Annotated in this window: 22 protein-coding genes and 1 riboswitch; of the genes, 19 read left to right on the top strand and 3 right to left on the bottom strand. The window is 46.1% G+C overall.

Annotation, left to right across the window (positions count from 1 at the left end; genetic code table 11):
* Positions 1 to 86: 86 nt before the first annotated feature.
* Positions 87 to 1,298, bottom strand: coding sequence for an IS110 family transposase (locus QOX44_RS06460; RefSeq protein ID WP_283682197.1), 1,212 nt, complete (start codon positions 1,296 to 1,298; stop codon positions 87 to 89).
* A 296-nt stretch (positions 1,299 to 1,594) separates the two neighbouring features.
* On the opposite strand from QOX44_RS06460, the gene QOX44_RS06455 reads away from it, so the two are divergent.
* From QOX44_RS06455 to guaA, 12 genes are all read left to right on the top strand, one after another.
* Positions 1,595 to 2,236, top strand: a complete 642-nt coding sequence (locus QOX44_RS06455; RefSeq protein ID WP_283682196.1) for a precorrin-8X methylmutase — start codon at positions 1,595 to 1,597, stop codon at positions 2,234 to 2,236.
* Between the two features lie 39 nt (positions 2,237 to 2,275).
* Positions 2,276 to 2,962 carry a precorrin-2 C(20)-methyltransferase gene (gene cobI / locus QOX44_RS06450; protein WP_283682195.1) on the top strand — a complete coding sequence of 229 codons (687 nt, stop codon included), beginning with the start codon at positions 2,276 to 2,278 and terminating at the stop codon, positions 2,960 to 2,962.
* 49 nt (positions 2,963 to 3,011) lie between these two features.
* A riboswitch (cobalamin riboswitch) is annotated at positions 3,012 to 3,210 on the top strand.
* 256 nt (positions 3,211 to 3,466) lie between these two features.
* Positions 3,467 to 4,711, top strand: a complete 1,245-nt coding sequence (locus tag QOX44_RS06445) for a sirohydrochlorin cobaltochelatase (RefSeq protein ID WP_283682194.1) — start codon at positions 3,467 to 3,469, stop codon at positions 4,709 to 4,711.
* A 99-nt stretch (positions 4,712 to 4,810) separates the two neighbouring features.
* A complete protein-coding gene (locus QOX44_RS06440) occupies positions 4,811 to 5,794 on the top strand; it encodes a hypothetical protein (protein ID WP_283682193.1) in 984 nt (327 codons plus the stop codon).
* Positions 5,791 to 6,942 carry an ABC transporter substrate-binding protein gene (locus tag QOX44_RS06435; protein ID WP_283682192.1) on the top strand — a complete coding sequence of 384 codons (1,152 nt, stop codon included), beginning with the start codon at positions 5,791 to 5,793 and terminating at the stop codon, positions 6,940 to 6,942. The genes QOX44_RS06440 and QOX44_RS06435 overlap by 4 nt, the downstream gene beginning before the upstream one ends.
* A 10-nt stretch (positions 6,943 to 6,952) precedes the next feature.
* Positions 6,953 to 7,969 (top strand): FecCD family ABC transporter permease, encoded by a 1,017-nt coding sequence (locus QOX44_RS06430; RefSeq protein WP_283682191.1) that lies wholly within the window; start codon positions 6,953 to 6,955, stop codon positions 7,967 to 7,969.
* A gap of 2 nt (positions 7,970 to 7,971) precedes the next feature.
* Positions 7,972 to 9,075, top strand: a complete 1,104-nt coding sequence (locus tag QOX44_RS06425) for an ABC transporter ATP-binding protein (RefSeq protein WP_283682190.1) — start codon at positions 7,972 to 7,974, stop codon at positions 9,073 to 9,075.
* Positions 9,076 to 9,167: 92 nt separating this feature from the next.
* Positions 9,168 to 10,376 (top strand): glucose-1-phosphate adenylyltransferase, encoded by a 1,209-nt coding sequence (locus QOX44_RS06420; protein WP_283682189.1) that lies wholly within the window; start codon positions 9,168 to 9,170, stop codon positions 10,374 to 10,376.
* Positions 10,370 to 11,512, top strand: coding sequence for a glucose-1-phosphate adenylyltransferase subunit GlgD (glgD, locus tag QOX44_RS06415; protein WP_283682188.1), 1,143 nt, complete (start codon positions 10,370 to 10,372; stop codon positions 11,510 to 11,512). The genes QOX44_RS06420 and glgD overlap by 7 nt, the downstream gene beginning before the upstream one ends.
* A 156-nt stretch (positions 11,513 to 11,668) precedes the next feature.
* On the top strand, positions 11,669 to 12,946 hold the full coding sequence (locus QOX44_RS06410; protein ID WP_283682187.1) for an L-cysteine desulfidase family protein: 1,278 nt from the start codon (positions 11,669 to 11,671) through the stop codon (positions 12,944 to 12,946).
* Between the two features lie 222 nt (positions 12,947 to 13,168).
* On the top strand, positions 13,169 to 13,375 hold the full coding sequence (locus QOX44_RS06405; RefSeq protein ID WP_283682186.1) for a hypothetical protein: 207 nt from the start codon (positions 13,169 to 13,171) through the stop codon (positions 13,373 to 13,375).
* Positions 13,376 to 13,629: 254 nt separating this feature from the next.
* Complete coding sequence (gene guaA, locus QOX44_RS06400; RefSeq protein WP_283682185.1) at positions 13,630 to 14,922, top strand: glutamine-hydrolyzing GMP synthase; 1,293 nt, start codon at positions 13,630 to 13,632, stop codon at positions 14,920 to 14,922.
* Positions 14,923 to 15,144: 222 nt separating this feature from the next.
* On the opposite strand, the gene QOX44_RS06395 is transcribed toward guaA, so the two are convergent.
* Both QOX44_RS06395 and QOX44_RS06390 read right to left on the bottom strand, forming a co-directional pair.
* Positions 15,145 to 15,474 (bottom strand): TfoX/Sxy family protein, encoded by a 330-nt coding sequence (locus tag QOX44_RS06395; RefSeq protein ID WP_283682184.1) that lies wholly within the window; start codon positions 15,472 to 15,474, stop codon positions 15,145 to 15,147.
* Positions 15,475 to 15,487: 13 nt separating this feature from the next.
* Complete coding sequence (locus QOX44_RS06390) at positions 15,488 to 16,021, bottom strand: helix-turn-helix domain-containing protein (protein ID WP_283682183.1); 534 nt, start codon at positions 16,019 to 16,021, stop codon at positions 15,488 to 15,490.
* A gap of 337 nt (positions 16,022 to 16,358) precedes the next feature.
* Between QOX44_RS06390 and QOX44_RS06385 the strand changes: the two genes are divergently transcribed.
* The 7 genes from QOX44_RS06385 (at position 16,359) to QOX44_RS06355 (ending at position 21,257) form a co-directional block, all read left to right on the top strand.
* Positions 16,359 to 16,547: a transcriptional regulator gene (locus QOX44_RS06385; RefSeq protein ID WP_024739120.1), complete on the top strand. Its 189-nt coding sequence runs from the start codon at positions 16,359 to 16,361 to the stop codon at positions 16,545 to 16,547.
* The gene (locus tag QOX44_RS06380; protein ID WP_283682182.1) at positions 16,547 to 17,638 is read left to right on the top strand and encodes a site-specific integrase; all 1,092 of its coding nucleotides are present in this window, start codon (positions 16,547 to 16,549) and stop codon (positions 17,636 to 17,638) included. Before QOX44_RS06385 ends, QOX44_RS06380 begins: the two co-directional genes overlap by 1 nt.
* Positions 17,628 to 17,963 carry a plasmid mobilization protein gene (locus tag QOX44_RS06375; RefSeq protein WP_118475137.1) on the top strand — a complete coding sequence of 112 codons (336 nt, stop codon included), beginning with the start codon at positions 17,628 to 17,630 and terminating at the stop codon, positions 17,961 to 17,963. Before QOX44_RS06380 ends, QOX44_RS06375 begins: the two co-directional genes overlap by 11 nt.
* The gene (locus QOX44_RS06370) at positions 17,953 to 19,095 is read left to right on the top strand and encodes a helicase RepA family protein (protein WP_283682181.1); all 1,143 of its coding nucleotides are present in this window, start codon (positions 17,953 to 17,955) and stop codon (positions 19,093 to 19,095) included. The genes QOX44_RS06375 and QOX44_RS06370 overlap by 11 nt, the downstream gene beginning before the upstream one ends.
* Positions 19,096 to 19,192: 97 nt before the next feature.
* Positions 19,193 to 19,426 (top strand): complexin-2, encoded by a 234-nt coding sequence (locus QOX44_RS06365; protein WP_283682180.1) that lies wholly within the window; start codon positions 19,193 to 19,195, stop codon positions 19,424 to 19,426.
* Between the two features lie 73 nt (positions 19,427 to 19,499).
* The gene (locus QOX44_RS06360; RefSeq protein ID WP_283682179.1) at positions 19,500 to 19,736 is read left to right on the top strand and encodes a hypothetical protein; all 237 of its coding nucleotides are present in this window, start codon (positions 19,500 to 19,502) and stop codon (positions 19,734 to 19,736) included.
* 171 nt (positions 19,737 to 19,907) lie between these two features.
* Positions 19,908 to 21,257, top strand: coding sequence for a plasmid recombination protein (locus tag QOX44_RS06355; RefSeq protein WP_283682307.1), 1,350 nt, complete (start codon positions 19,908 to 19,910; stop codon positions 21,255 to 21,257).
* Positions 21,258 to 21,452 lie beyond the last annotated feature (195 nt).

The following is a 21,452-nucleotide window of genomic DNA, read 5'->3' as shown; positions in this document are numbered from 1 at the left end:
AATTGATAATTTTATACAGGTTGAAAAAATGGGTATCACAATAAGACCACCACATCAGTGCTGGTCTGAAAGAAAGCGTTGTGGGATTATTCGGACTCTGGAAGTGACGAAAGATATTCTTTCACCCGACCATAGTAGATCCGTAAAAATTTATTAGCTCCGGCGGTCATGTAGACGTAATAAGGTTTACCTTGTGCTCGTTTTTTATCAAGGAACTTATAAACTGGATCATCCTGAGGCATGGTTTTGATTAAAACATCCATTACCTGAAAAAGTGTCTTGCGGAGGTCTGCGGAACCTCGTTTGGAGGTTGGAACACTCTTTTGTTCATAAGAGCCGGATTCATTTACACCAGGGTCTACACCGGCGAAAGCTGTAATTGCGCCTTTGTGAGTGAAACGGGAAACATCGCCGATCTCAGCCATGAGTTGAGGACCAAGTGATGGACCTACGCCCTTCATTTGCATGACGATGGGATATTCGGGCAGCTTAGAGGCTGTTTCATTCATAAGAGTGCGAAGTTCTTCTACAGTTGCCGAGGCATTATTGAGTTGGTCAACCGCTTGCTTAATGATAAGTTTGGTTATTTCATCCTTTGGAAGTACAGGAACAAGCTCCTTTGCTTTTCCATAGATTTCCTCAGCTTTGGATTGGCTGAAGTTGTACTTCTTTCTTTTGCACCACTTTTGATAGTGGTCTACGAAGGCTTTTAGAGACATTTTACGAACACAGTCCACATGCCAGTAAGTAGATGCAAAATCAACCCATTTCTGGCTGCCGTCACTACGTGCAGGACTGTCAAAGTAGGTATTGACGCCAGGATAGGTCTGATCAAGGATGCCGATGAGGTTATTCTTCATAGCCGTCTTGTGTTTCATATAAAAGCCGAACTGACGGTTCATGGTTTTGAGCTGATTGCGTAATTCATCCATAACACTATACTGTTTGAGATTTTGCCACTTGTCAAGTGCATATCGGGCGATTTTGACGGCGTCAGCTTTGTCAGATTTGACTTTGCGAAGGGAATCATTATCAAAATCCTTGATAAGTTTTGGGTTAATGGCGCTGACGAAAAGATTTGTCTGGGAAAGCTGATGGGCAAGGACTTCATAATAACGTCCGGTGTGCTCCATCACGATGCGGGATTCACCTTCAATGGAGTTGATGAGTTCTATAAGTGAATTAATATCACTGGCTGTGTGTTTGATCTCGAAAGGCGTAGCAACAATTTCGCCAAAAGGGCGCATAATAGCAACCATGCTTTTACCTTTAGAAACATCGATACCTACTGCGTTCATAAATTTGTCACTCCTTAAAAATTGATCATGCAATGGATAAATACCAGTTTTACTCATTGCCTATTCAATCTACTGTGGTGTGACACGAATGCGCCTAAGGCGATTCAACCTGCATAAAACGAACGCTGCGAATGAGGAGCTGGTTATCAGTCTACTTAACGGACGCGAAGTCCAAGAAAGGAAGCCGACATACCGATTGCTCCATCATTATACAGCTTAAGCAACAAGATGGATAATTCCTTACTGGCTGTAAGGGATATTAACCATATTTATATTGTAGTAGAAGGGAGAAAAAGATGAAGACAGAGCTGGAAAAAGTCAGACCGATGGAGATTGAAAAAAGAAGCTTTGAGATCATTACGCAGGAGCTTGGAGATACGCCGCTTGTCCCCGGAACAGAGCTCATCGTGAAACGGTGTATCCATACGAGCGCTGATTTTGATTATGCACAAAATCTGTGTTTTTCAGAAAACGCGATCGAAAAGGCGACACAGGCGCTAAAAAGCGGTGTATGTATCGTGACAGATACGCAGATGGCCAGATCAGGGATCAATAAGCGTGCGCTCGCACGCTATGGAGCAGAGGTGTACTGCTTTATGTCAGACGAGGATGTGGCAATGACTGCGAAGCGGGATGGGACAACGAGAGCAGCCGCATGCATGGATAAAGCTGCTGCAATGAACAAAAAACTGATATTTGCGATCGGAAACGCTCCGACGGCGCTTGTAAGACTGTATGAGCTGATCGCGGAGGGGCGCATCGATCCGGCGCTGATCATCGGTGTTCCGGTAGGATTTGTCAATGTAGTACAGTCCAAGGAGCTGATCATGCAAAGCGGGAAGCCGTATATCGTAGCGCGCGGGCGCAAGGGCGGGAGCAATATTGCTGCGTGCATCTGCAATGCGCTGCTTTATATGATAGACGACAAACGGGACTGACAGGCGGACAGATACCGGACAGAAAAGGAGAGAACAGGGATGAAGGGAATTTTATATGGAGTAGGCGTAGGCCCCGGGGATCCGGAGCTGATGACATTAAAGGCAGTGCGTATGATCCGGGAGAACGAGGTGATTGCGGCAGCAGGAGCGCAGGTAGAGGATACGGTAGCCTATCAGATTGCGGTGCAGGCAGTGCCGGAGCTTGCGGATAAGGAGCTGCTCCCGGTCTACATGCCTATGACACATGACCGCAGAGAGCTTGAGGAGAATCATGCAAAGGGTGCAAAACGGATCCTGTCGTATCTGGAACAGGGAAAAAATGTAGTGTTTTTGACACTGGGAGATCCTGTAGTCTACTCTACCTTTACATATCTGCAAAAACGGGTGGAGGATCAGGGATACGAGACTGCTTTTGTGAGCGGGATCACATCGTTTTGTGCAGCAGCAGCCAGACTGAATCTGCCGCTTGTAGAATGGAATGAGCCGCTCCACGTAATCCCGGGCGTACATCGACTGGACGGCAGGCTCGACCAGCCGGGGACTTATGTTGTGATGAAGTCCGGGCGAAAAATGGATCAGGTCAAGCAGCTTCTTCAGGCAAGCGGGCGTGAGGTATGTATGGTAGAAAACTGCGGTATGGCAAACGAGCGGGTCTACAGGAGTCTGGAAGAAATACCGGAGGATGCAGGGTATTATTCTCTGATCATTGCCAGGGAAGAAGGCTGAGGGGCGCTCTTGCCAACCAGAAAAAACTGTGATAAGATAACAAAGACAACAGAATAAGAAAACAGCGGGTGCGGCATGTATATCGTATATGCCGAAAAGGGAAACAGGTGAGAATCCTGTACGATCTCGTCACTGTATTTAAGGAGTATACGGCACTGCGAAAGCAGGAACGTCACTGGGGAAATCTGGGAAGGCGCCGTATATGATGATCTATAAGCCAGGAAACCTGCCCGGTGTTGGTACGGGAACTTGATGTTCCAGATCACGAGTAATTGGTTGTACCAGTGAAGGAGCTTTTAGCACTTTTTTTGATGACCTTTTACCATGCGTAAAAGGTTTTTATTATGTTACAGGAAAGTTCTCATTTTCTTATACCATAAGATCAGGATGCGTACGGATGTAAAAAGAATTATTTCCTGACGCGTAAAAAGATGCAGAAGCTTTTGTGAGGACGTCACATTTTCCGATTCTGAAGTCAGAAGAAAAAAACAGGAGGAAAAAGACATGAAAAACAAAGTAGTAAAAGGAATGGTACTCGGACTGGCGGTATCGACCGCAGCAATGCTTACCGGCACGGCTGGTATGGCACAGGAGGGGCAGACACAAAGCGCGACAGAATCGCTCGAAGAAGCGGCAGAGGAAGCCTCAGAATCAGAGAATACCGCAGACGCACAGGCGGCAGCAGATAAGGCGGCAGAACTGATTGACGCAATCTACGTGCAGGAACGCACCGATACGACAGATGATGACTGTGCGGCTGCAAAGGAAGCGTGGGATGCGTTAAGTGAGGAGGAAAAAGCCTTAGTAGAGGGAGAAAACGCGAGCCCTGATTATTTCGGTCTGGATACCGGGGACGCTTCTTTGGATGATGCGCGCAATGCAGATGAGATCGGTGAAAATGAGCTGCTTGTTGTAAGCTTTGGTACATCTTATAATGACAGCCGCGTAGAGGACATTAAGGGAATCGAAGACGCGCTGGCGCAGGCATACCCGGACTGGTCTGTAAGAAGAGCATTTACAGCTCAGATCATTATCAATCACGTACAGGCAAGAGACGGGGAAAAGATCGACAATATGCAGCAGGCGCTTGACCGTGCGGTGGCAAATGGTGTAAAGAATCTGGTGGTACAGCCAACACATCTGATGCACGGTGCAGAATATGACGAGATGAAGGAGATGCTGGATCAGTACGCAGACCAGTTTGAATCAGTAGTCATCGCAGAGCCGATGCTTGGAGAAGTAGGCGATGACGCAACCGTGATCAATGAGGATAAAGCAGCAGTGGCACAGGCAGTTGTGGATGCCGCGGTTCTGGATGCCGGATTTGACAGCATGAAGGCGGCAGAGGAGGATGGCACAGCCTTTGTTTTCCTTGGACATGGCACTTCTCATACTGCAAAGGTAAGCTACAGTCAGATGCAGACGCAGATGGCACAGCTGGGATATACAAATGCGTTTATCGGAACGGTAGAAGGAGAGCCGGAGGATACTGCATGTGAGGCGGTCATCGAGGCTGTGAAGGAAGCCGGATTTACGAAGGTCATCCTGCGGCCGCTGATGGTAGTTGCAGGAGATCATGCAAATAATGATATGGCAGGCAGTGAAGCTGATTCCTGGAAGAGCATGTTTGAAGCCTCCGGAGATTTTGAACGCGTAGACGCGCAGATCGCAGGACTTGGAAGAATTGATGCGATAAAAGAGCTTTATGTCGCACATACGCAGGCAGCTATTGATTCGATGGCAGAATGAGGACAGATCTGGACACAGTAAACAGCAGATAAAGTAAGATCTGGCTGCCCGGACCGCATGCGGATTCCCGGGCAGCTTTTTATGAAGGGAGAAGATAATATGAAACGTTCAGTCAGATTTTATGTATGTATGGCAGGTACTGCTATGACACTTGCAGCTGCAGCCCCTGCAGCATATGCGCAGGAGACAGCAACAGAGGCAGCAACAGAGGCAGTGGAGCAGATGCAGACGGAGGAGGCTTCTGAGGCGGAACAGGTGCAGACGGAGGAAGCTTCTGAGACGGAAAAGGAAATGCAGACAGAGACGAAGGAGCAGCTGGAGGATGGCATCTACAGCGCCAGATTTGATACAGACAGCTCGATGTTCCATGTGAATGAAGCAAAGGAAGGACGCGGTGTACTGACTGTGGAGGATGGTCAGATGACGATCCACGTAAGCCTTGCATCGAAAGGAATCTTGAATCTGTTTCCGGGGCTGGCAGAAGATGCGCAGAAAGAGGGGGCACAGCTGCTTGATCCGACAGAGGATACCGTCACATACAGCGATGGCTATACAGAGACGGTATACGGCTTTGATATTCCGGTGCCGGTACTGGAGGAAGAGTTTGATGTGGCGCTGATCGGGAAAAAGGGAAAGTGGTATGACCATAAGGTCAGTGTGAGCGACCCGGTAGTTTTAGAGGAAGGGGCGCAGCAGGAAGGCCAGTCAGAAGAAAAAGAAGGTGATTCTGCTCTGGCATCGGCAGAAACGCTTGGGATCAGTGACGGTAGCTATATGGCAGAGGTCACACTGGAGGGCGGCTCCGGGAAATCTACCGTGGAGAGTCCGGCGCAGCTTACCGTAACAGACGGCGAGGTGGTCGCAGTGATCACATGGAGCAGTCCGAACTATGATTATATGGTAGTTGACGGGGAAAAATATATGACGGTCAATACAGAAGGAAACTCTGTATTTGAGATTCCGGTAGCGGGCTTTGACGGGGAGCTTGCAGTGACAGCGGATACGGTCGCAATGAGCACGCCGCATGAAATTGATTATACCCTGTACTTTGATTCTACGACACTGGAAAAGGCGGACAAATGAAAACAAAAAAAGGAGTGCTTCAAAAGCCTGTTCTGATATTTCTGATCTTCTTCTGCCTGTGTATCAGGCAGGAGACAACGGCAGGAGCAAAAGAGCTTTTGTGGAAGGACATGGAAGTGACGGGCAGTCTGGAGCTTTTGTATGCAGATCAGTTTGCAGTAGATTATTATAATGACGGATATGCGCTGATATCCATTGCAGATGGAGGACGTTTTTTGCTTGTTCCGGAAAATGGAGCAGTACCAAAGGAGCTGGATGAAGATATCGTCCTGCTGCAGCAGCCTCTGGATCATATTTATCTGGTGGCTACCTCTGCTATGGATCTGTTTTGCTCGATCGGCGGGCTGGAGTGTATCACACTGTCAGGTACGGATGCGGATGGCTGGTATATTGAAGAGGCAAAGAAAGCGATGGAGCAGGGGACGATCGCATACGCGGGAAAATATAATGCACCTGACTATGAACGGATCGTCTCAGAAAAGTGTGATCTGGCAGTGGAGTCCACGATGATCTATCACAATCCCGAGGTAAAAGAGAGGCTGGAACAGTTTGGGATACCAGTTCTGGTGGAGCGTTCCAGCTATGAAAGTCATCCCCTTGGACGTACCGAATGGATGAAGCTTTACGGAGTCCTGCTTGGAAAAGAGGAACAGGCACAGAAGGTATTTCAGGAACAGTCAGACCGTCTGCAGAGTGTCCTCTCAGAAAAAAATACAGGCAAGACGGCAGCTTTTTTTTACATCAGCACAAATGGCTATGCAAATGTACGCAAAAGTGGAGATTATGTTTCTAAAATGATCGAACTGGCAGGCGGCCGGTATATTTTTGATGATCTGGGAGAAGAGGACAATGCGCTTTCTACAATGAATATGCAGATGGAAGAGTTTTATGCGAGAGCAAAGGACGCGGACTATCTGATCTACAACAGCGCAATCGACGGAGAGCTTGAGACGATCGACCAGCTTCTGGAAAAAAGCCCGCTTCTTGCAGATTTTAAGGCGGTAAAGGAAGGAAATGCCTGGTGCACCGGAAAAAATCTTTTTCAGGAGACGACGGGGCTCGGTGTGATGATCGAGGATATGCATCGGATGTTTACAAGTGAGGATGCTTCTCTTACAGAGCTTACCTATATGCACCGGTTAAAATAAGGAGACGATTATGGAAAAAAGGTCAAATGGCAGGTACTGTGTTGCTTTTGCAGTGCTTGCAGTTTTGCTCATGTTATTTACGGTATGGAATATTAACGCAGGAAGTGTAGAGCTTTCTGTAAAAGAAATTCTGGATATTATTTTCTGCCGCACAGGTGAGGAGACTGCGATAAATATTGTCTGGGAGATCCGTATGCCGAGAATACTTGCTGTTATTATTCTGGGAGGTGCGCTTTCCGTGTCAGGCTTTTTGCTTCAGACCTTTTTTGGCAATCCGATCGCAGGTCCGTTTGTACTTGGCATTTCATCGGGAGCAAAGCTGATCGTTTCTTTCGTCATGATCTACCTTCTGGAAAAATCTATGGTAGCAGGCTCCGGCGTGCTGATCCTTGCAGCTTTTGCAGGCTCCATGATCTCTATGGGGTTTGTCCTTTTGATCTCAAAGCAGGTAAAAAGCATGTCAATACTTGTGATCAGCGGGATCATGATAGGCTATATCTGTTCTGCAGTGACAGATTTTGTGATCACCTTTGCAGATGACAGCAATATCGTAAATCTGCATAACTGGTCTATGGGCAGCTTTTCCGGAATGTCCTGGGAAAATGTGAAAATCATGTCTGTTGTGATCCTTGTGACACTTGTGCTCACCTTTTTAATGTCCAAGCCGATCAGCGCCTATCAGCTGGGTGAAGCGTATGCGCAGAATATGGGAGTGAATATCCGGCTGTTCCGTATTGCGCTGATCCTGCTTTCGAGTATCTTATCCGCATGTGTGACAGCCTTTGCGGGCCCGATTTCATTTGTGGGGATCGCTGTACCGCATCTGGCAAAAAACCTCCTTGCGACATCGAAGCCGATCCTGGTGATCCCGGCCTGTTTTCTGGGCGGGGCAGTGTTTTGCCTGGGCTGCGACCTGATCGCAAGGACGGTATTTGCGCCGACTGAGCTCAGTATCAGCTCTGTGACGGCAGTATTCGGGGCTCCCGTTGTAATTTATATTATGATCCGCAGACAGAGGCAGGTGTGAGCATGAACGATTATTTCGTATATACAGATAAAATGACGGTAGGATATGACGGAAAACCGCTGATCCGGGATATTGAGATCCGTTTAAAGCGCGGCCAGATCCTGACACTGATCGGGCCAAATGGAGCAGGCAAGTCAACCATATTAAAAAGTATCACCAAGCAGCTTTCCCTCATCGGGGGAGCAGTTTACCTGGATCGTGAGCTGATGCATCACATGTCAGGAAAAGAGGTGGCAAAAAAGCTGGCTGTTGTAATGACGGGACGGATGCACACAGAGCTTATGACGTGTGAGGATATTGTTTCGACAGGACGCTATCCCTATACGGGAAGGCTGGGCATCTTAAGCGATACAGACCGGCAGAAGGTGTACAGCGCAATGGAGCTGGTGCATGCCCTGGAGCTGAAGGATAAAGATTTTACAGCGATCAGTGACGGACAGCGCCAGCGGGTGCTCCTTGCAAGGGCGATCTGCCAGGAGCCGGAGGTGATCGTTTTGGATGAGCCAACGTCTTTTCTGGATATCCGTCATAAGCTGGAGCTGCTTGGCATTCTGAAAAATATGGTGCTGGAAAAGAATCTGGCAGTGATCATGTCTTTGCATGAGCTTGATCTGGCGCAGAAGATTTCAGATATCGTAGTCTGCGTACACGGAGATACGATCGAGCGGTTTGGGACACCGGAAGAGATTTTTACAAACGAATATATACATACGCTCTATGGCATGACAAGCGGAAGCTATAACGCTGATTTTGGCTGCCTGGAGATGGCGCGCCCACAGGGAGAGCCTCAGATTTTTGTCATCGGAGGAAACGGGAGAGGAATACCGGTATACCGGAAGCTCCAAAGGCAGGGGATCCCCTTTGCTGCAGGTGTTCTGCATGAAAATGATGTAGACTATGCAGTGGCGAAATTTCTGGCATGCCGTGTCATAACAGAACAGTCATTTGAGCCGATAGGAGAGGATGCGCTGCAGGAAGCCAAAAAAGTGCTTGCACAGTGTCAGAAGGTTGTCTGTTGTGTGAAAACATTCGCAGCAATGAACAAAAAAAATGAAGAGCTTCTGGAGGAAGCGCAGAAGCGGGGGTTGGAAGTTTTTTTTACATAAATTTTTCGAAAAATGCACAAAAAAACTACCACTTTTTAAAAATATAGTGTATACTTTAGCTATAAACACTTTTGTACAGGGAGGAAGTATTTATGGCTAAAGAGATGATTGCAATGCTTCTTGCCGGCGGACAGGGCTCACGTCTGTATGCTCTGACCCGGAAGCTTGCAAAACCTGCAGTTCCATTTGGCGGGAAATACCGTATTATTGATTTTCCGCTTTCCAACTGCGTGAATTCCGGCATCGATACCGTAGGGATCCTCACACAGTATCAGCCGTTTGTGCTGAATGAATATATCGGAAACGGACAGCCGTGGGATCTGGACCGTCTCCATGGAGGTGTTCATGTCCTGCCGCCGTATCAGCAGGCCTCTGGCTCTGACTGGTATAAGGGAACAGCAAACGCGATCTATCAGAACCTCGCATTTATTGAGCGCTATGATCCGGAATATGTCATTATTCTTTCCGGTGACCAGATCTGCAAACAGGATTACAGTGACTTCCTCAAGTTCCATAAGGAAAAGGGGGCAGAGTTCAGTGTAGCTGTTATGGAGGTGCCGTGGTCAGAGGCGTCACGTTTCGGACTGATGGTTGCTGATGAGAATGATAAGATCACCGAGTTCCAGGAAAAGCCAAAGACGCCGAAGTCGAATCTGGCATCCATGGGTATTTATATTTTTAATTGGGATATCCTGAAGAAGTACCTGACAGAGGACGAGGCAGATCCGGATTCAGAAAATGATTTTGGAAACAATATCATTCCGAATCTGCTGCGCGATGGGCGCAAGATGTATGCGTACCATTTCAGCGGTTACTGGAAGGATGTAGGGACGATCTCTTCGCTCTGGGAGGCAAACATGGAGGTTCTTGATCCGGAGCACAGCGGTATTGATCTCTTTGATGAGGACTGGAAGATCTACAGCCGAAACAGCGGAATGCCGGGGCATAAGATCAGTGCAGGGGCTATCGTTGAAAATTCTATGATCACAGATGGCTGCCGCATCAAGGGAACGGTGAAGCATTCGATCCTTTTCTCCGGTGTTACAGTGGAGGAAGGTGCAGTGATCGAGGATGCAGTGGTGATGGGCGGCACAGTGATCAAGGCGGGCGCCGTTGTAAAGCACTGTATTATCGCGGAGAAGGTCACGATCGGAGAAAATGCCGTTGTCGGTGCGATGCCGGAGGGTGATGAAAATGGTGTTGCGACAGTAGGGCCGGGTGTTGTGATCGGCGATAATGCAACGATCGGACCGAATGCAATGGTAGAGAAAAATGTAGAAGGTGGTGGCGAACAATGGTAAATGCGAAGACGAGTGCACTCGGTATAATTTTCCCGAATAATTATGATCCGCTTGTCCCGGAGCTGGTCAATGTGCGTCTGATGGCTTCTATACCTTTTGCGAGCCGTTACCGCATGATAGACTTTATTCTTTCAAGTATGTCAAACTGTGATATAGATAATATCTCCGTAATGGTAAACAGCAACTATCACTCCCTGATGGATCATCTTGGCTCCGGACGTGAATGGGATCTTGTGCGCAAGAACGGAGGATTGAATATTTTCCCGCCATACTCGGAGAAGGAGTCGACACGCTATACAGGACGCATCAGCGCGCTGGCAAGTCTGCTTGAGTTTTTGCGTGAACAAAAGGAGCAGTACGTGGTCATGGCTGATACGAGCATTGCGCTGAATTTTGATTTTAAGGATATGATCCGTAATCATATCGAGACAGGCGCGGATGTGAGTATTGCCTATAATGAGCAGGAGCTTCCGGAAAGCTTTCTGCGTACCTCTGATAACAGCAAGGCTTTGTATTATACATATAATATTGAAGATGGAAGGATCACAAAAATTTATGTGAATCCGAAAACACGCGGAGTACAGAACTTTTCCATGGGTATTTACCTGATCGACAGGGAGCTGCTGATCGATATGGTCAATACGGCATTTGTGCGCGGCCAGGAACATTTTAACCGCGATGTTCTTCTGACTCAGCTCAACAAGCTTAATGTCCAGGCATATAAATACGACGGATACGTAGCGCGCATCACAGGCCTTAAGAGCTATTTTGATGAGAACATGAAGCTGCTGGATGACTACAATCTGGATGCGCTTTTCTCAGGCCCAAGAATCTACACAAAGATCCGTGATGATAATCCGACGAGATATATTAATGGCTGCAGTGCAAAAAATGTCATGATAGCAGACGGCTGTGTGATCGAGGGCGAGGTTGAGGACAGTATTTTATTCCGTGGCGTCAAGGTAGCGAAGGGCGCTAAGGTAAAGAACTGTATTTTGATGCAGGATACTGTGGTAGAGGCTGGCAGCAATATCGAATATCTGATCACAGACAAGAACGTAACAGTGACAGCAGGAAAAGAAATGAAAGGAACAGATACGTTCCCGGTATATATTGCAAAATATCATACAGTATAAGATGACCGCTGTTTGGGCTTTCCATTAAGGAGACTGATCCAAATGCGTATTGAGGCACAGGAATCCGATTCCCGTGTCTCTTTGCGTCAGAAGAAAAATTTTGAGTGAGCTGCTTCTTATGCACATGCAGCACAATAAAAAACAAAGGAGAACGAGATGGACAGATCGGATAAAAGATATACGGCCTATATCAGGATACTGGAGGAAGAGCTGGTGCCTGCTATGGGATGCACCGAGCCGATCGCGCTTGCCTATGCTGCAGCGAAGGCCCGGGAGACGCTTGGAGCGATACCGGACTGCGTGCATATTGGGGTGAGCGGGAGCATTATTAAAAATGTAAAAAGTGTGATCGTGCCGCATACGAATCATTTAAAGGGGATCCCGGCAGCGGCAGCGGCCGGGATCATCGCAGGAAAAGCAGAAAATGAGCTGGAGGTCATTGCGCACGTAACGCCGGAGCAGACGCAGCAGATTGATGCGTTTTTAAAAAACACCAAAATAGAGGTAGAGCATATTGATCACGGTATTATTTTCGATATTATTGTAACAGTAAGCAGAGGCGATTCTTACGCAGTCGTGCGGATCGCCAACTATCATACCAATATCGTCCTGATAGAGAAAGATCATAAAACGCTTTTTGAGCGGCCTGTGCAGGCAGAGCGGGAAGAGGGGCTGACCGATCGCTCCCTGCTTGATGTGGAGGGGATCTGGGATTTTATTCGTTCTGTAGACACACAGGAAATACGGGAAGTGCTGCAGCGGCAGATTGACTATAATACAGCGATTGCAGATGAGGGACTGCGCGGTGATTATGGGGCAAATATAGGAAGCGTGCTCCTTGATACGTATGGGAGTGATGTGCGCAACCGTGCGAAGGCAAGGGCAGCGGCGGGATCTGATGCGAGGATGAATGGCTGTGAGCTTCCGGTGATCATTAACGCAGGAAGCGGGAATCAGGGTATTACCTGTTCCGTGCCGGTACTGGAATATGCAAAAGAACTGCAGGCAGATGAGGATACAACCCTCCGGGCACTGGCCCTGTCAAATCTTATTGCGATCCATGAGAAAACAGGGATCGGACGTCTGTCGGCATATTGCGGAGCAGTCAGTGCAGGCGCAGCGGCAGGAGCCGGGATCGCATATCTGTGCGGCGGAGGCTACGAGGAAGTAGTACATACGGTTGTAAATGCGCTCGCTATTGTCTCAGGTATTGTATGCGACGGAGCAAAGGCTTCCTGTGCGGCGAAGATTGCTTCCTCCGTGGATGCCGGAATATTAGGATACAATATGTATTTAAGAGGACAGCAGTTTTACAGCGGAGACGGGATCGTGACAAAGGGGATTGAGCAGACGATCAGCAATGTAGGCCGCCTTGGAAAAGAAGGAATGCGCGAGACAAACCGCGAGATCATAAAAATGATGACAGAAGAATGATGACGGCAGAATGAAAAAGCAGATAAAAGAGCTCCCTGCAATGGATGATCAGATGATCCATATGCAGGGAGCTCGTCGCTTTTTGATATCACGATTAAAAATTTATGAATATCTATTCCGGACACCTAATTCAAACTGTCTGGTACTCTGGCAACAGCTGCTGCCAAGGGAATGCAGCCGCATATCCTTTTGGACAGTTCCGGAGAGGGGACCATCTGCAGGATGGTACATGCGGAATACGGAAACCGTTTTTCTTTTCAGATACTCCAGACCGTACTCGATGGCGCTGCAGACTTTGACGTATCCATACAAAAGAAAGCTGCCGATTCTGTGAAGCCATCCTGTCCGGTAATCGGTGCGGGAACGGAAATATCCGGCCGCAACGAAAACAATGAGGAGGACGCCTGTGAGAATAAAGATATGAAGTAACAGTTTTAACATAATCTCCGACCTCCTTTAACTGTGATATGTATTTTAGGTTATTTTCATAATAGCTCTGATTTTAATGAATGTCAAGAAAATAATTCTGAAATTTATATAATATTAAAAAATAAAACAGAAATAATAGAGAATAGAAACAAATAAACTGTCTATAATTGCCAGAAAATTGAAAAAAATTTGATGATTTTTGGAGAGACAGGCGTTATAATGAAGAAAGAAAAAAGTTAAAGGAGAGGTTTGTCATGAAACAGGATATGATTGTTATTTTGGATCTGGGCAGTACCGAAAATACCGTGGCTGCACGTGCAGTGCGCGAGCTCGGCGTATACAGTGAGATCCATCCGCATGATATTACAGCAGAGGAACTGAAAGCGCTTGATAATGTAAAAGGAATCATTTTAAACGGCGGAGAAAACCGCATGGTAGACGGTGCAGCAGTAGAAGTAAGACCGGAGCTGTATGATCTCGGTTATCCGATGATTTCAGTAGATTACCCGTCATCCAGATGTGAAAAACAGTACGATAAGCTCCCGGATCAGGAGACGCTCAAAAAATTTGTTTTTGACGAATGTAAGGCAGAAGCAAACTGGAACATGAAGAATTTCATTGCAGACCAGGTAGAACTGATCCGTAAGCAGGTTGGTGATAAAAAGGTGCTGCTCGCTTTGTCCGGCGGCGTGGATTCTTCCGTTGTAGCAGCTATGCTGATCAAGGCGATCGGATCCCAGCTTGTCTGTGTCCATGTCAACCATGGTCTGATGCGTAAAAATGAGTCAGAAAGTGTGGTACAGGTATTCCGTGATCAGCTTCATGCAAATCTTGTTTACGTGGATGCAACAGAGCGTTTTCTTGGCAAGCTCGAAAACGTGGCAGATCCGGAGCAGAAGAGAAAGATTATTGGCAGTGAATTTATCCGGGTGTTTGAAGAAGAGGCAAGAAAGCTTGAGGGAATTGATTTCCTTGGACAGGGAACCATTTATCCGGATATTATTGAGAGCGGTACAAAGACGGCAAAAATGGTAAAATCTCATCATAACGTAGGCGGACTTCCAGAAGATCTGCAGTTTGATCTTGTTGAGCCGCTGAAGCAGCTGTTTAAAGATGAGGTGCGTGCCTGCGGCGTAGAGCTTGGACTTCCACATGATATGGTATACCGTCAGCCGTTCCCGGGACCGGGACTCGGAGTGCGCTGCCTTGGAGCGATCACAAGAGATCGGCTTGAGGCAGTACGTGAATCTGACGCAATCCTGCGCGAGGAGTTTGCAAAAGCCGGCCTGGATAAGAAGGTATGGCAGTATTTTACAATCGTTCCGGACTTTAAGTCAGTTGGCGTAAAGGATAATGCGCGCTGCTATGAGTATCCGGTCATCATCCGCGCGGTCAATACGATTGACGCAATGACAGCTTCGATCGAACAGATCGAATGGCCAGTGCTTCTGAAGATCACGGACCGTATCCTGAAAGAAGTAAAGAATGTCAACCGGGTGTGCTACGACATGAGCCCGAAGCCATGCGCGACAATCGAGTGGGAATAAGGTGGAGCATCGTAAAAATCCAGTGTTTATGCGGGTTTGCGGCACTTTAAAAAGTCTTTTGATAACAAATTGATAACAGTTGCATAAGAGCCATTATTCTTGTAATCCAGTGGTTTTATGGTTAGAGAATGATTGACAGGCGGTTGTGTAACAAATAAATCCATATTATAAACTAAGCCCTTAGCTGTGGGTATGAAACTCATGGCTAAGGGCTTTTTGTCGTTATTTTTTGGAGGTGCTTTTCTTTTTCTTTGGCGTAGGAAGTTCATCGTACATAGAAAGAAACAGATTGCAGAGAAACTCTTTGTTGTCAACATCATCAACTAAGAGCATTTCTTTTGCTCCGTCATAGGGTAATTCGTAAGCTGCTGTTGGCATAAGTGAGATTGCAGAGGGCACTGGTTTTACAAGTAAGCGGTCATCGTAGATACCGCCAACGATTTTATCACGGAAATAGAGTATATATTCTCCCATCATTGCACGATAGGAAATACCGTCTAAATCTGATAATTGTTCTAATACAAAAGTCAAATAATCTTTACTTGAAGCCATAACACACCTACTTTCAATCGTCATTTTTGAGTTGCTCTTTGAACATTTCCACTAAAGCGTCACTAAGTTCCTGTGATGGCACTTTCGCCCACACTTGAGTGGTATCGAACTTTGGATAGTGGTAACGCCAGTTATCGTATTCTTCTTTACTGATTTCTTCGGAAGATAACTTGTCCGCCTGTTCTTTCCAAGCATAGAGCATTTTTAGTAGTTCGTGAGCGTCTTTTCCTTTGTTCTTGCTGACTTTCAGACAGACTTCTCCGTCTGCTTCGCTGATAGTCAGACCATATAAATCTTCAAGGGTAAACAAAGTGTGCATCAGTCCGATATAGCTGTCAATGTCGGGTACATCGAGGGCATGAGGGGAAACATCAAGTGCCTGTGCCAATGAAGCAGTAAGTTCTGCTTTCGGTTTTCTTGTTCCTGTTTCATATTGTGCTAAACGCACATCGGCACTTCGTTCAGGAAAGCCGACAATCGTACCAAGATATTTTTGTGTCATTCCACGCAGAATGCGGAAAAAATGTATTCTCTCTCCAATCGCCATAATCATCGCTCCTTGTATATGTAGTGTAATTAGTATAGCAGATATGTTTAGGCGAAGTCAAGATAATACAAAACAAAAAAGCTTAATATTTTTCCTGAAACCACTTGACACAAACAAATATGCTTAGTATAATGAAAATAAAGTTAAACAAAAAAGCTTAGAAAAACTGAATGACCGTCCGAAAAGCATAAACTGCCAAGACCTTGCCGGAAGGCAAGCGAGCACCTGACATACCACGGTATATCGGGACAGCACAGCACCGAAAAGGGGATGCCTGCTGGAACTTTACTCGGATAGAACGGCAGCCAAACAAAACTTTAATGAAAGGACTGATGATATGGAAAACAAATTTATTCGTGCCGAAGAAGTGGCACAGGAACTAAGCGTATCAAAGCCTTATGCTTATAAGTTAATCCGGCAGTTGAATGAGGAATTGAAAGCGAAAGGTTTTATTACGATTACAGGGCGTGTGAACCGCCAGTATTTTTATGAAAGGCTCTACGGAGCAGGAAAGGAGGAAAAGTAATGCCGGTATTTAAGAATGAGGACAATGGAACATGGTATGTGATGGCAAGGTATGTGAACTGGAAAGGCGAGCGTAAGCAGAAATGCAAACGTGGTTTTGCCACCAAGAAAGAAGCTCAGGAATGGGAGCGGATGTTCCAGTTGCAGAATGCGTCTGACCTTGATATGAGCTTTGAAGCTTTTACTGAATTGTATATCCGGGATGTGAAAACCCGTCTGAAGGAGAACACATGGCTGACAAAGGAGCATATCATCCGCACAAAGATACTTCCGTATTTTGGCAAGTTAAGAATCAGCGAGATTTCCACAAAGGAGATTATCACATGGCAGAATGAACTGCTTGCCTATCGGGATGAGAAGAAAAAGCCATACTCACAGACCTATCTAAAAACACTGCACAATCAACTGTCAGCCATATTTAATCATGCGGTACGTTATTATGAGTTGCGTTCCAATCCTGCCGCAAAGGTGGGAAATATGGGAAGTGAAGAACACAAGGAAATGCTGTTCTGGACAAAAGAAGAATACAAGAAGTTCTCTTTTGAGATGATGGACAAGCCAGTTTCATTCTATGCCTTTGAAATGCTTTACTGGTGCGGTATCCGAGAAGGGGAATTGCTTGCACTGACCGCAGCGGATTTCGATTTTGAGAAAGAAACGGTCAGAATCAACAAATCTTATCAGCGGCTACACGGAGAAGATGTGATTACCACACCGAAAACAAAGAAAAGTAACCGCATGATCAAAATGCCGAAGTTCCTTTGCGAAGAAATGCAGGAGTATTTGAAAATGCTCTACGGATTGAAGAAGAAAGACCGCATTTTTACAGTTACCAAAAGTTATCTTCATCACGAGATGGACAGGGGGTCAGAAGCCGCAGGTGTAAAGCGTATCCGCATTCACGATCTCAGGCACAGTCACATCAGTCTGCTCATTGATATGGGATTTTCGGCGGTGGCGATTGCAGACCGTGTGGGGCATGAAAGCATTGACATCACTTACCAGTACGCTCATCTGTTCCCGTCAAAACAGACGGAAATGGCAGATAGATTAGATGATTTAGGGAAAGGAGAGATTGCAAATGTCAGCTAAGAACAGGGATAACAAAAACCGATGGAGAAACATCACAGTAGGATTTCGGGTATCGCCCGAAGAAAATGAACGCATCAACAAGGCGGTTGCCTTATCGGGGCTGCCCAAACAGGAATACTGTTACCGCCGCTGTCTGAATCAGGATGTGGTGGTACAGGGAAATCCGAGAGTGTATAAGGCACTCAAACTGGAACTTGCCGCTGTCCTTACAGAGTTAAAGCGGATTGAAGCAGGGAACAGCGTGGATGAGGAACTGTTGAATGTAATTGAACTAATCGCCATTATTCTTGGCGGTCTGAAAGGAGAGGATGAGAATGGAGAATAAAAAAGAAAAGACTGCCCTTAACCCATCTGTTGCCGCAGATGGAAGGCAGCCAATTCATAAAAACGCTGAAAATAGTATATCCGAGTATGAGGAAAATATCAAGAGTTTTGAGGAAATGCAGAGAGAAATGCAGTTGAGTTTAGACCCCTCCTATCTCAAAACAGTTTCCATGAATGAATTGTTTGACACCCAGTACCAGAGCAAGCCGCCGTTAATCGACGGTTTGCTCTACCCCGGCACTTATATTTTTGCAGGTTCTCCCAAACTGGGAAAGAGTTTTCTGATGGCACAGCTTGCCTATCATGTCAGCACAGGCACACCGCTTTGGAATTATACTACCCGAAAAGGAACGGTACTGTATCTCGCCCTTGAGGATGATTATCGCCGTTTACAGGAGCGTCTGTATCGGATGTTTGGGACAGAGAGTGCAGAGAACCTATACTTCGCTGTTTCTGCCAGCCAGCTTGGGAAAGGGTTGGATGAACAGCTTGTAAGGTTTGTAGCGGAACACGCAGACACAAGGCTGATTATCATTGATACGCTCCAAAAGGTACGGGAAGTCGGTGGAGATAATTACAGCTATGCAAACGATTATCAGATTATGGCAAGGCTGAAAAGTTTTGCAGACGCCCACGGTCTTTGTATCCTGCTCGTACACCACACAAGGAAACAGACGGCGGATGATAAGTTTGATATGATTTCGGGAACAAGCGGACTGCTCGGTGCAGCGGATGGGGCGTTTCTCCTTCAGAAAGAAAAACGGACAGGCAATGCCGCAACTTTGGAAGTATCGGGCAGAGATCAGCAAGACCAAAAGCTATACCTTATCCGCAACACAGAAACGTTATTGTGGGAACTGCAAAGGGCAGAAACTGAACTGTGGAAGGAACCGCCAGAGCCTTTACTGGATGAGATTGACGAACTTGTTATGAAGGATAAATTCTTTTGGGAAGGCTCAGCAACGGAACTGGTTTCGCTGATAAAGGTAGAAATTCAGCCCCATGTTATTACAAGAAAACTGAATGTTCTTTCAGGGCGATTGTATGCAGAGTATGGCATTTATTATAAGAGCAACCGCACTCACGATGGAAGAAAAATACGGTTTTGGAAAGGCGATACGGAAACAGCGTGACAGTTGGGGACGGTTGTGACGGTATTTTTGACAGCGAGTGCAGTATCGAAATAACTGTCACAACTGTCACATACCGTCACGGAGAGGATGGGATACGATGAGAAATGTGCAAATATCACAGGAATTATTTATGCAGTTGCTTCGCTTTCACTTGATGGAAGATGAAAGCTGCGAGGAAGAAATCAAGAAGGAATTGGAGAAAAAGTTGGACAGGATGGTCATGCGTGACCTGTTTGGAAAATCAAAAACTGCACCGACAGAGGAAGAACGGGAACAGGCAAGAAAAGAATATCTGGACAGGCGGGGAGTGCAGGACAGTTTCCGATGGTAGTTTTCCTTGATGATAATGGACAGGGGCGTGTCACGCTCCTGTGGACAGCAGACAAAGAGAAAGGTGTGATTGGATGATCATTCAGCCGGAGTGGGGAACTCGGAATGTAAATAAATATTTTTATGAAAGTGAAACCCGGAGGATTGCTGATCTTAATGAAATCTTTGGAGAGGTAGAGCTAACGATTGATGAAGAAAGGACATTGATATGGCTTGCCGGATGGGATGAATATACGATAGAAAATGTGCTATCGGCTATCCGAAAAGCTATGGCGGCAGAAGCAAAGAGGCTGGAAGCCGCCCGTCCGTAGGACGGAAAAAGCCTCCGGCAGGACGCAATGGCAACTTTTGATGGACGGAACGGCTGTCAAAAGTGCTTTTGCGTTACTTTCGACGAAAGTAACAAAGCTATGTGCCGTAGCCGGCACTGATTACCCCTAAACAGGGAGAAAGGATAAAGCTTGGAGAGAACGATTAGCGGTATGATGGGAAAGGGTTCTATCAATCATAACACAAGAGCCTTTAGTGCAAAAAATGTGGATACAGAACGTAGTATTTACAATGTGGAGTTTTGTCATGCAGAGATTGAAGAAGTCTATCATGAATTATTTGATGAAGCTCTGGAACGGTATAATGCGAAACAGAAACGAAATGACAGAAAAATTGATAATTACTATGAAAAAATCCGGCAGGGCAAGCAGGAAAAGCTATTCCATGAAGCAGTTTTTCAAATTGGAAACAAGGACGATATGAATGCCAAAAGTGGCGAAGGGCAACTTGCAAAGGAAATTCTGATTGAATTTATGAAAGATTTTCAGAAACGGAATCCATATCTTCATGTATTTTCTGCTCATCTGCATATGGATGAGGAAACGCCACATGTCCATGTAGATTTTGTTCCGGTTATTTGTAACAGCAAGCGTGGTCTTGATACCAGAGTTACCTTAAAGGGAGCATTGGGAGAACAGGGCTTTAAGGGCGGCACGAGGGGAGCAACGGAATGGAATCAGTGGATAGAATCAGAAAAGCAGGAAATTGCCCAGATTATGGGGCGGTATGGAATTGAATGGAAGCAGCTTGGAACGCATAATAAACACTTGTCGGTACTTGATTTTGAGAAACAGGAACGGGCAAAGGAAGTAGCGGAGTTGGAACAGGTAATTTCTGATAGTAAGGAAGAACTGAATCATATTCTTGAACAGCAGGCTGTGGTGGGACAGGAAACGGAACAGATCCAACAGGAGAGCAAAGCAATCCGGCAGGAGATATCCGAACTTTCAGAAGCAAGCGATTTATTGAAAGAGCAGACTGCAACGCTGGCGGAGGATAAGGAAAAGCTGTTATCTGATAATGAGAAGCTGGAAAAGCGACAGAAAAAATTAGAAACAGAGATTGAGAAGATGGTACAGTCTAAGGCGACAATGGAAAGGAATATTTACGCTTATGATGAGGAAGAAAAGTGGCAGTTGGCAGAGCCGGGGGCACTGATGAGTGCGAAGGCATATAGAGATAAAAAGGCTTTGCCATTGGTAGAGAAACTGAAAGAAGTAATCAAGGCACTGACGATTAAATGTGTTCAGCTTACCGAACAGGGAAAGAAGTTGGCTGCTAAATCTGAACGGCAAGAAGAAAAAATTAGCCGTTTAACAAACAGAATTATGGAGCAAGAGAAGGCGATTGATAAATTGCAGGAAAAAACGGCAGATTTTGGACGACTGGAGCATTGTTTGGGAAAAGAACAGGTGCAGTCGATTATAGAGCGATCTAAAGCTTTAGAACAGGAAGAAAAGGCAACTAAACACCCGAAAAGAACATTTGAAATGGACAGATAGAAGCAGTGTACCGAGAGAAAATTAGAATGACAGTAAAGTGGGCATGGCAGAGGCTGTGTCCACTGTTTTCTTAGAGTATAATTATCATTGGCAAAAATAAAGGGAAGAGATCGAAACCTCTTCCCAATCATACAGATTTATCTTATTGTTTAATTGCTGAGAAAAAACATAAGGAGTCTGTATGATGAGTTCAAT

This window comes from Parablautia sp. Marseille-Q6255, assembly GCF_951230155.1.
Lineage (GTDB): Bacteria > Bacillota > Clostridia > Lachnospirales > Lachnospiraceae > Choladousia.
This window is presented reverse-complemented; position numbering and strand designations above follow the sequence as displayed.

Coding starts and splice junctions, on each gene's coding strand:
- QOX44_RS06460 (WP_283682197.1), bottom strand. CDS start 1,298: ATGAACGCAGTAGGTATCGATGTTTCTAAAGGTAAAAGCATGGTTGCT.
- QOX44_RS06455 (WP_283682196.1), top strand. CDS start 1,595: ATGAAGACAGAGCTGGAAAAAGTCAGACCGATGGAGATTGAAAAAAGA.
- cobI (WP_283682195.1), top strand. CDS start 2,276: ATGAAGGGAATTTTATATGGAGTAGGCGTAGGCCCCGGGGATCCGGAG.
- QOX44_RS06445 (WP_283682194.1), top strand. CDS start 3,467: ATGAAAAACAAAGTAGTAAAAGGAATGGTACTCGGACTGGCGGTATCG.
- QOX44_RS06440 (WP_283682193.1), top strand. CDS start 4,811: ATGAAACGTTCAGTCAGATTTTATGTATGTATGGCAGGTACTGCTATG.
- QOX44_RS06435 (WP_283682192.1), top strand. CDS start 5,791: ATGAAAACAAAAAAAGGAGTGCTTCAAAAGCCTGTTCTGATATTTCTG.
- QOX44_RS06430 (WP_283682191.1), top strand. CDS start 6,953: ATGGAAAAAAGGTCAAATGGCAGGTACTGTGTTGCTTTTGCAGTGCTT.
- QOX44_RS06425 (WP_283682190.1), top strand. CDS start 7,972: ATGAACGATTATTTCGTATATACAGATAAAATGACGGTAGGATATGAC.
- QOX44_RS06420 (WP_283682189.1), top strand. CDS start 9,168: ATGGCTAAAGAGATGATTGCAATGCTTCTTGCCGGCGGACAGGGCTCA.
- glgD (WP_283682188.1), top strand. CDS start 10,370: ATGGTAAATGCGAAGACGAGTGCACTCGGTATAATTTTCCCGAATAAT.
- QOX44_RS06410 (WP_283682187.1), top strand. CDS start 11,669: ATGGACAGATCGGATAAAAGATATACGGCCTATATCAGGATACTGGAG.
- QOX44_RS06405 (WP_283682186.1), top strand. CDS start 13,169: ATGGTACATGCGGAATACGGAAACCGTTTTTCTTTTCAGATACTCCAG.
- guaA (WP_283682185.1), top strand. CDS start 13,630: ATGAAACAGGATATGATTGTTATTTTGGATCTGGGCAGTACCGAAAAT.
- QOX44_RS06395 (WP_283682184.1), bottom strand. CDS start 15,474: ATGGCTTCAAGTAAAGATTATTTGACTTTTGTATTAGAACAATTATCA.
- QOX44_RS06390 (WP_283682183.1), bottom strand. CDS start 16,021: ATGGCGATTGGAGAGAGAATACATTTTTTCCGCATTCTGCGTGGAATG.
- QOX44_RS06385 (WP_024739120.1), top strand. CDS start 16,359: ATGGAAAACAAATTTATTCGTGCCGAAGAAGTGGCACAGGAACTAAGC.
- QOX44_RS06380 (WP_283682182.1), top strand. CDS start 16,547: ATGCCGGTATTTAAGAATGAGGACAATGGAACATGGTATGTGATGGCA.
- QOX44_RS06375 (WP_118475137.1), top strand. CDS start 17,628: ATGTCAGCTAAGAACAGGGATAACAAAAACCGATGGAGAAACATCACA.
- QOX44_RS06370 (WP_283682181.1), top strand. CDS start 17,953: ATGGAGAATAAAAAAGAAAAGACTGCCCTTAACCCATCTGTTGCCGCA.
- QOX44_RS06365 (WP_283682180.1), top strand. CDS start 19,193: ATGAGAAATGTGCAAATATCACAGGAATTATTTATGCAGTTGCTTCGC.
- QOX44_RS06360 (WP_283682179.1), top strand. CDS start 19,500: ATGATCATTCAGCCGGAGTGGGGAACTCGGAATGTAAATAAATATTTT.
- QOX44_RS06355 (WP_283682307.1), top strand. CDS start 19,908: ATGATGGGAAAGGGTTCTATCAATCATAACACAAGAGCCTTTAGTGCA.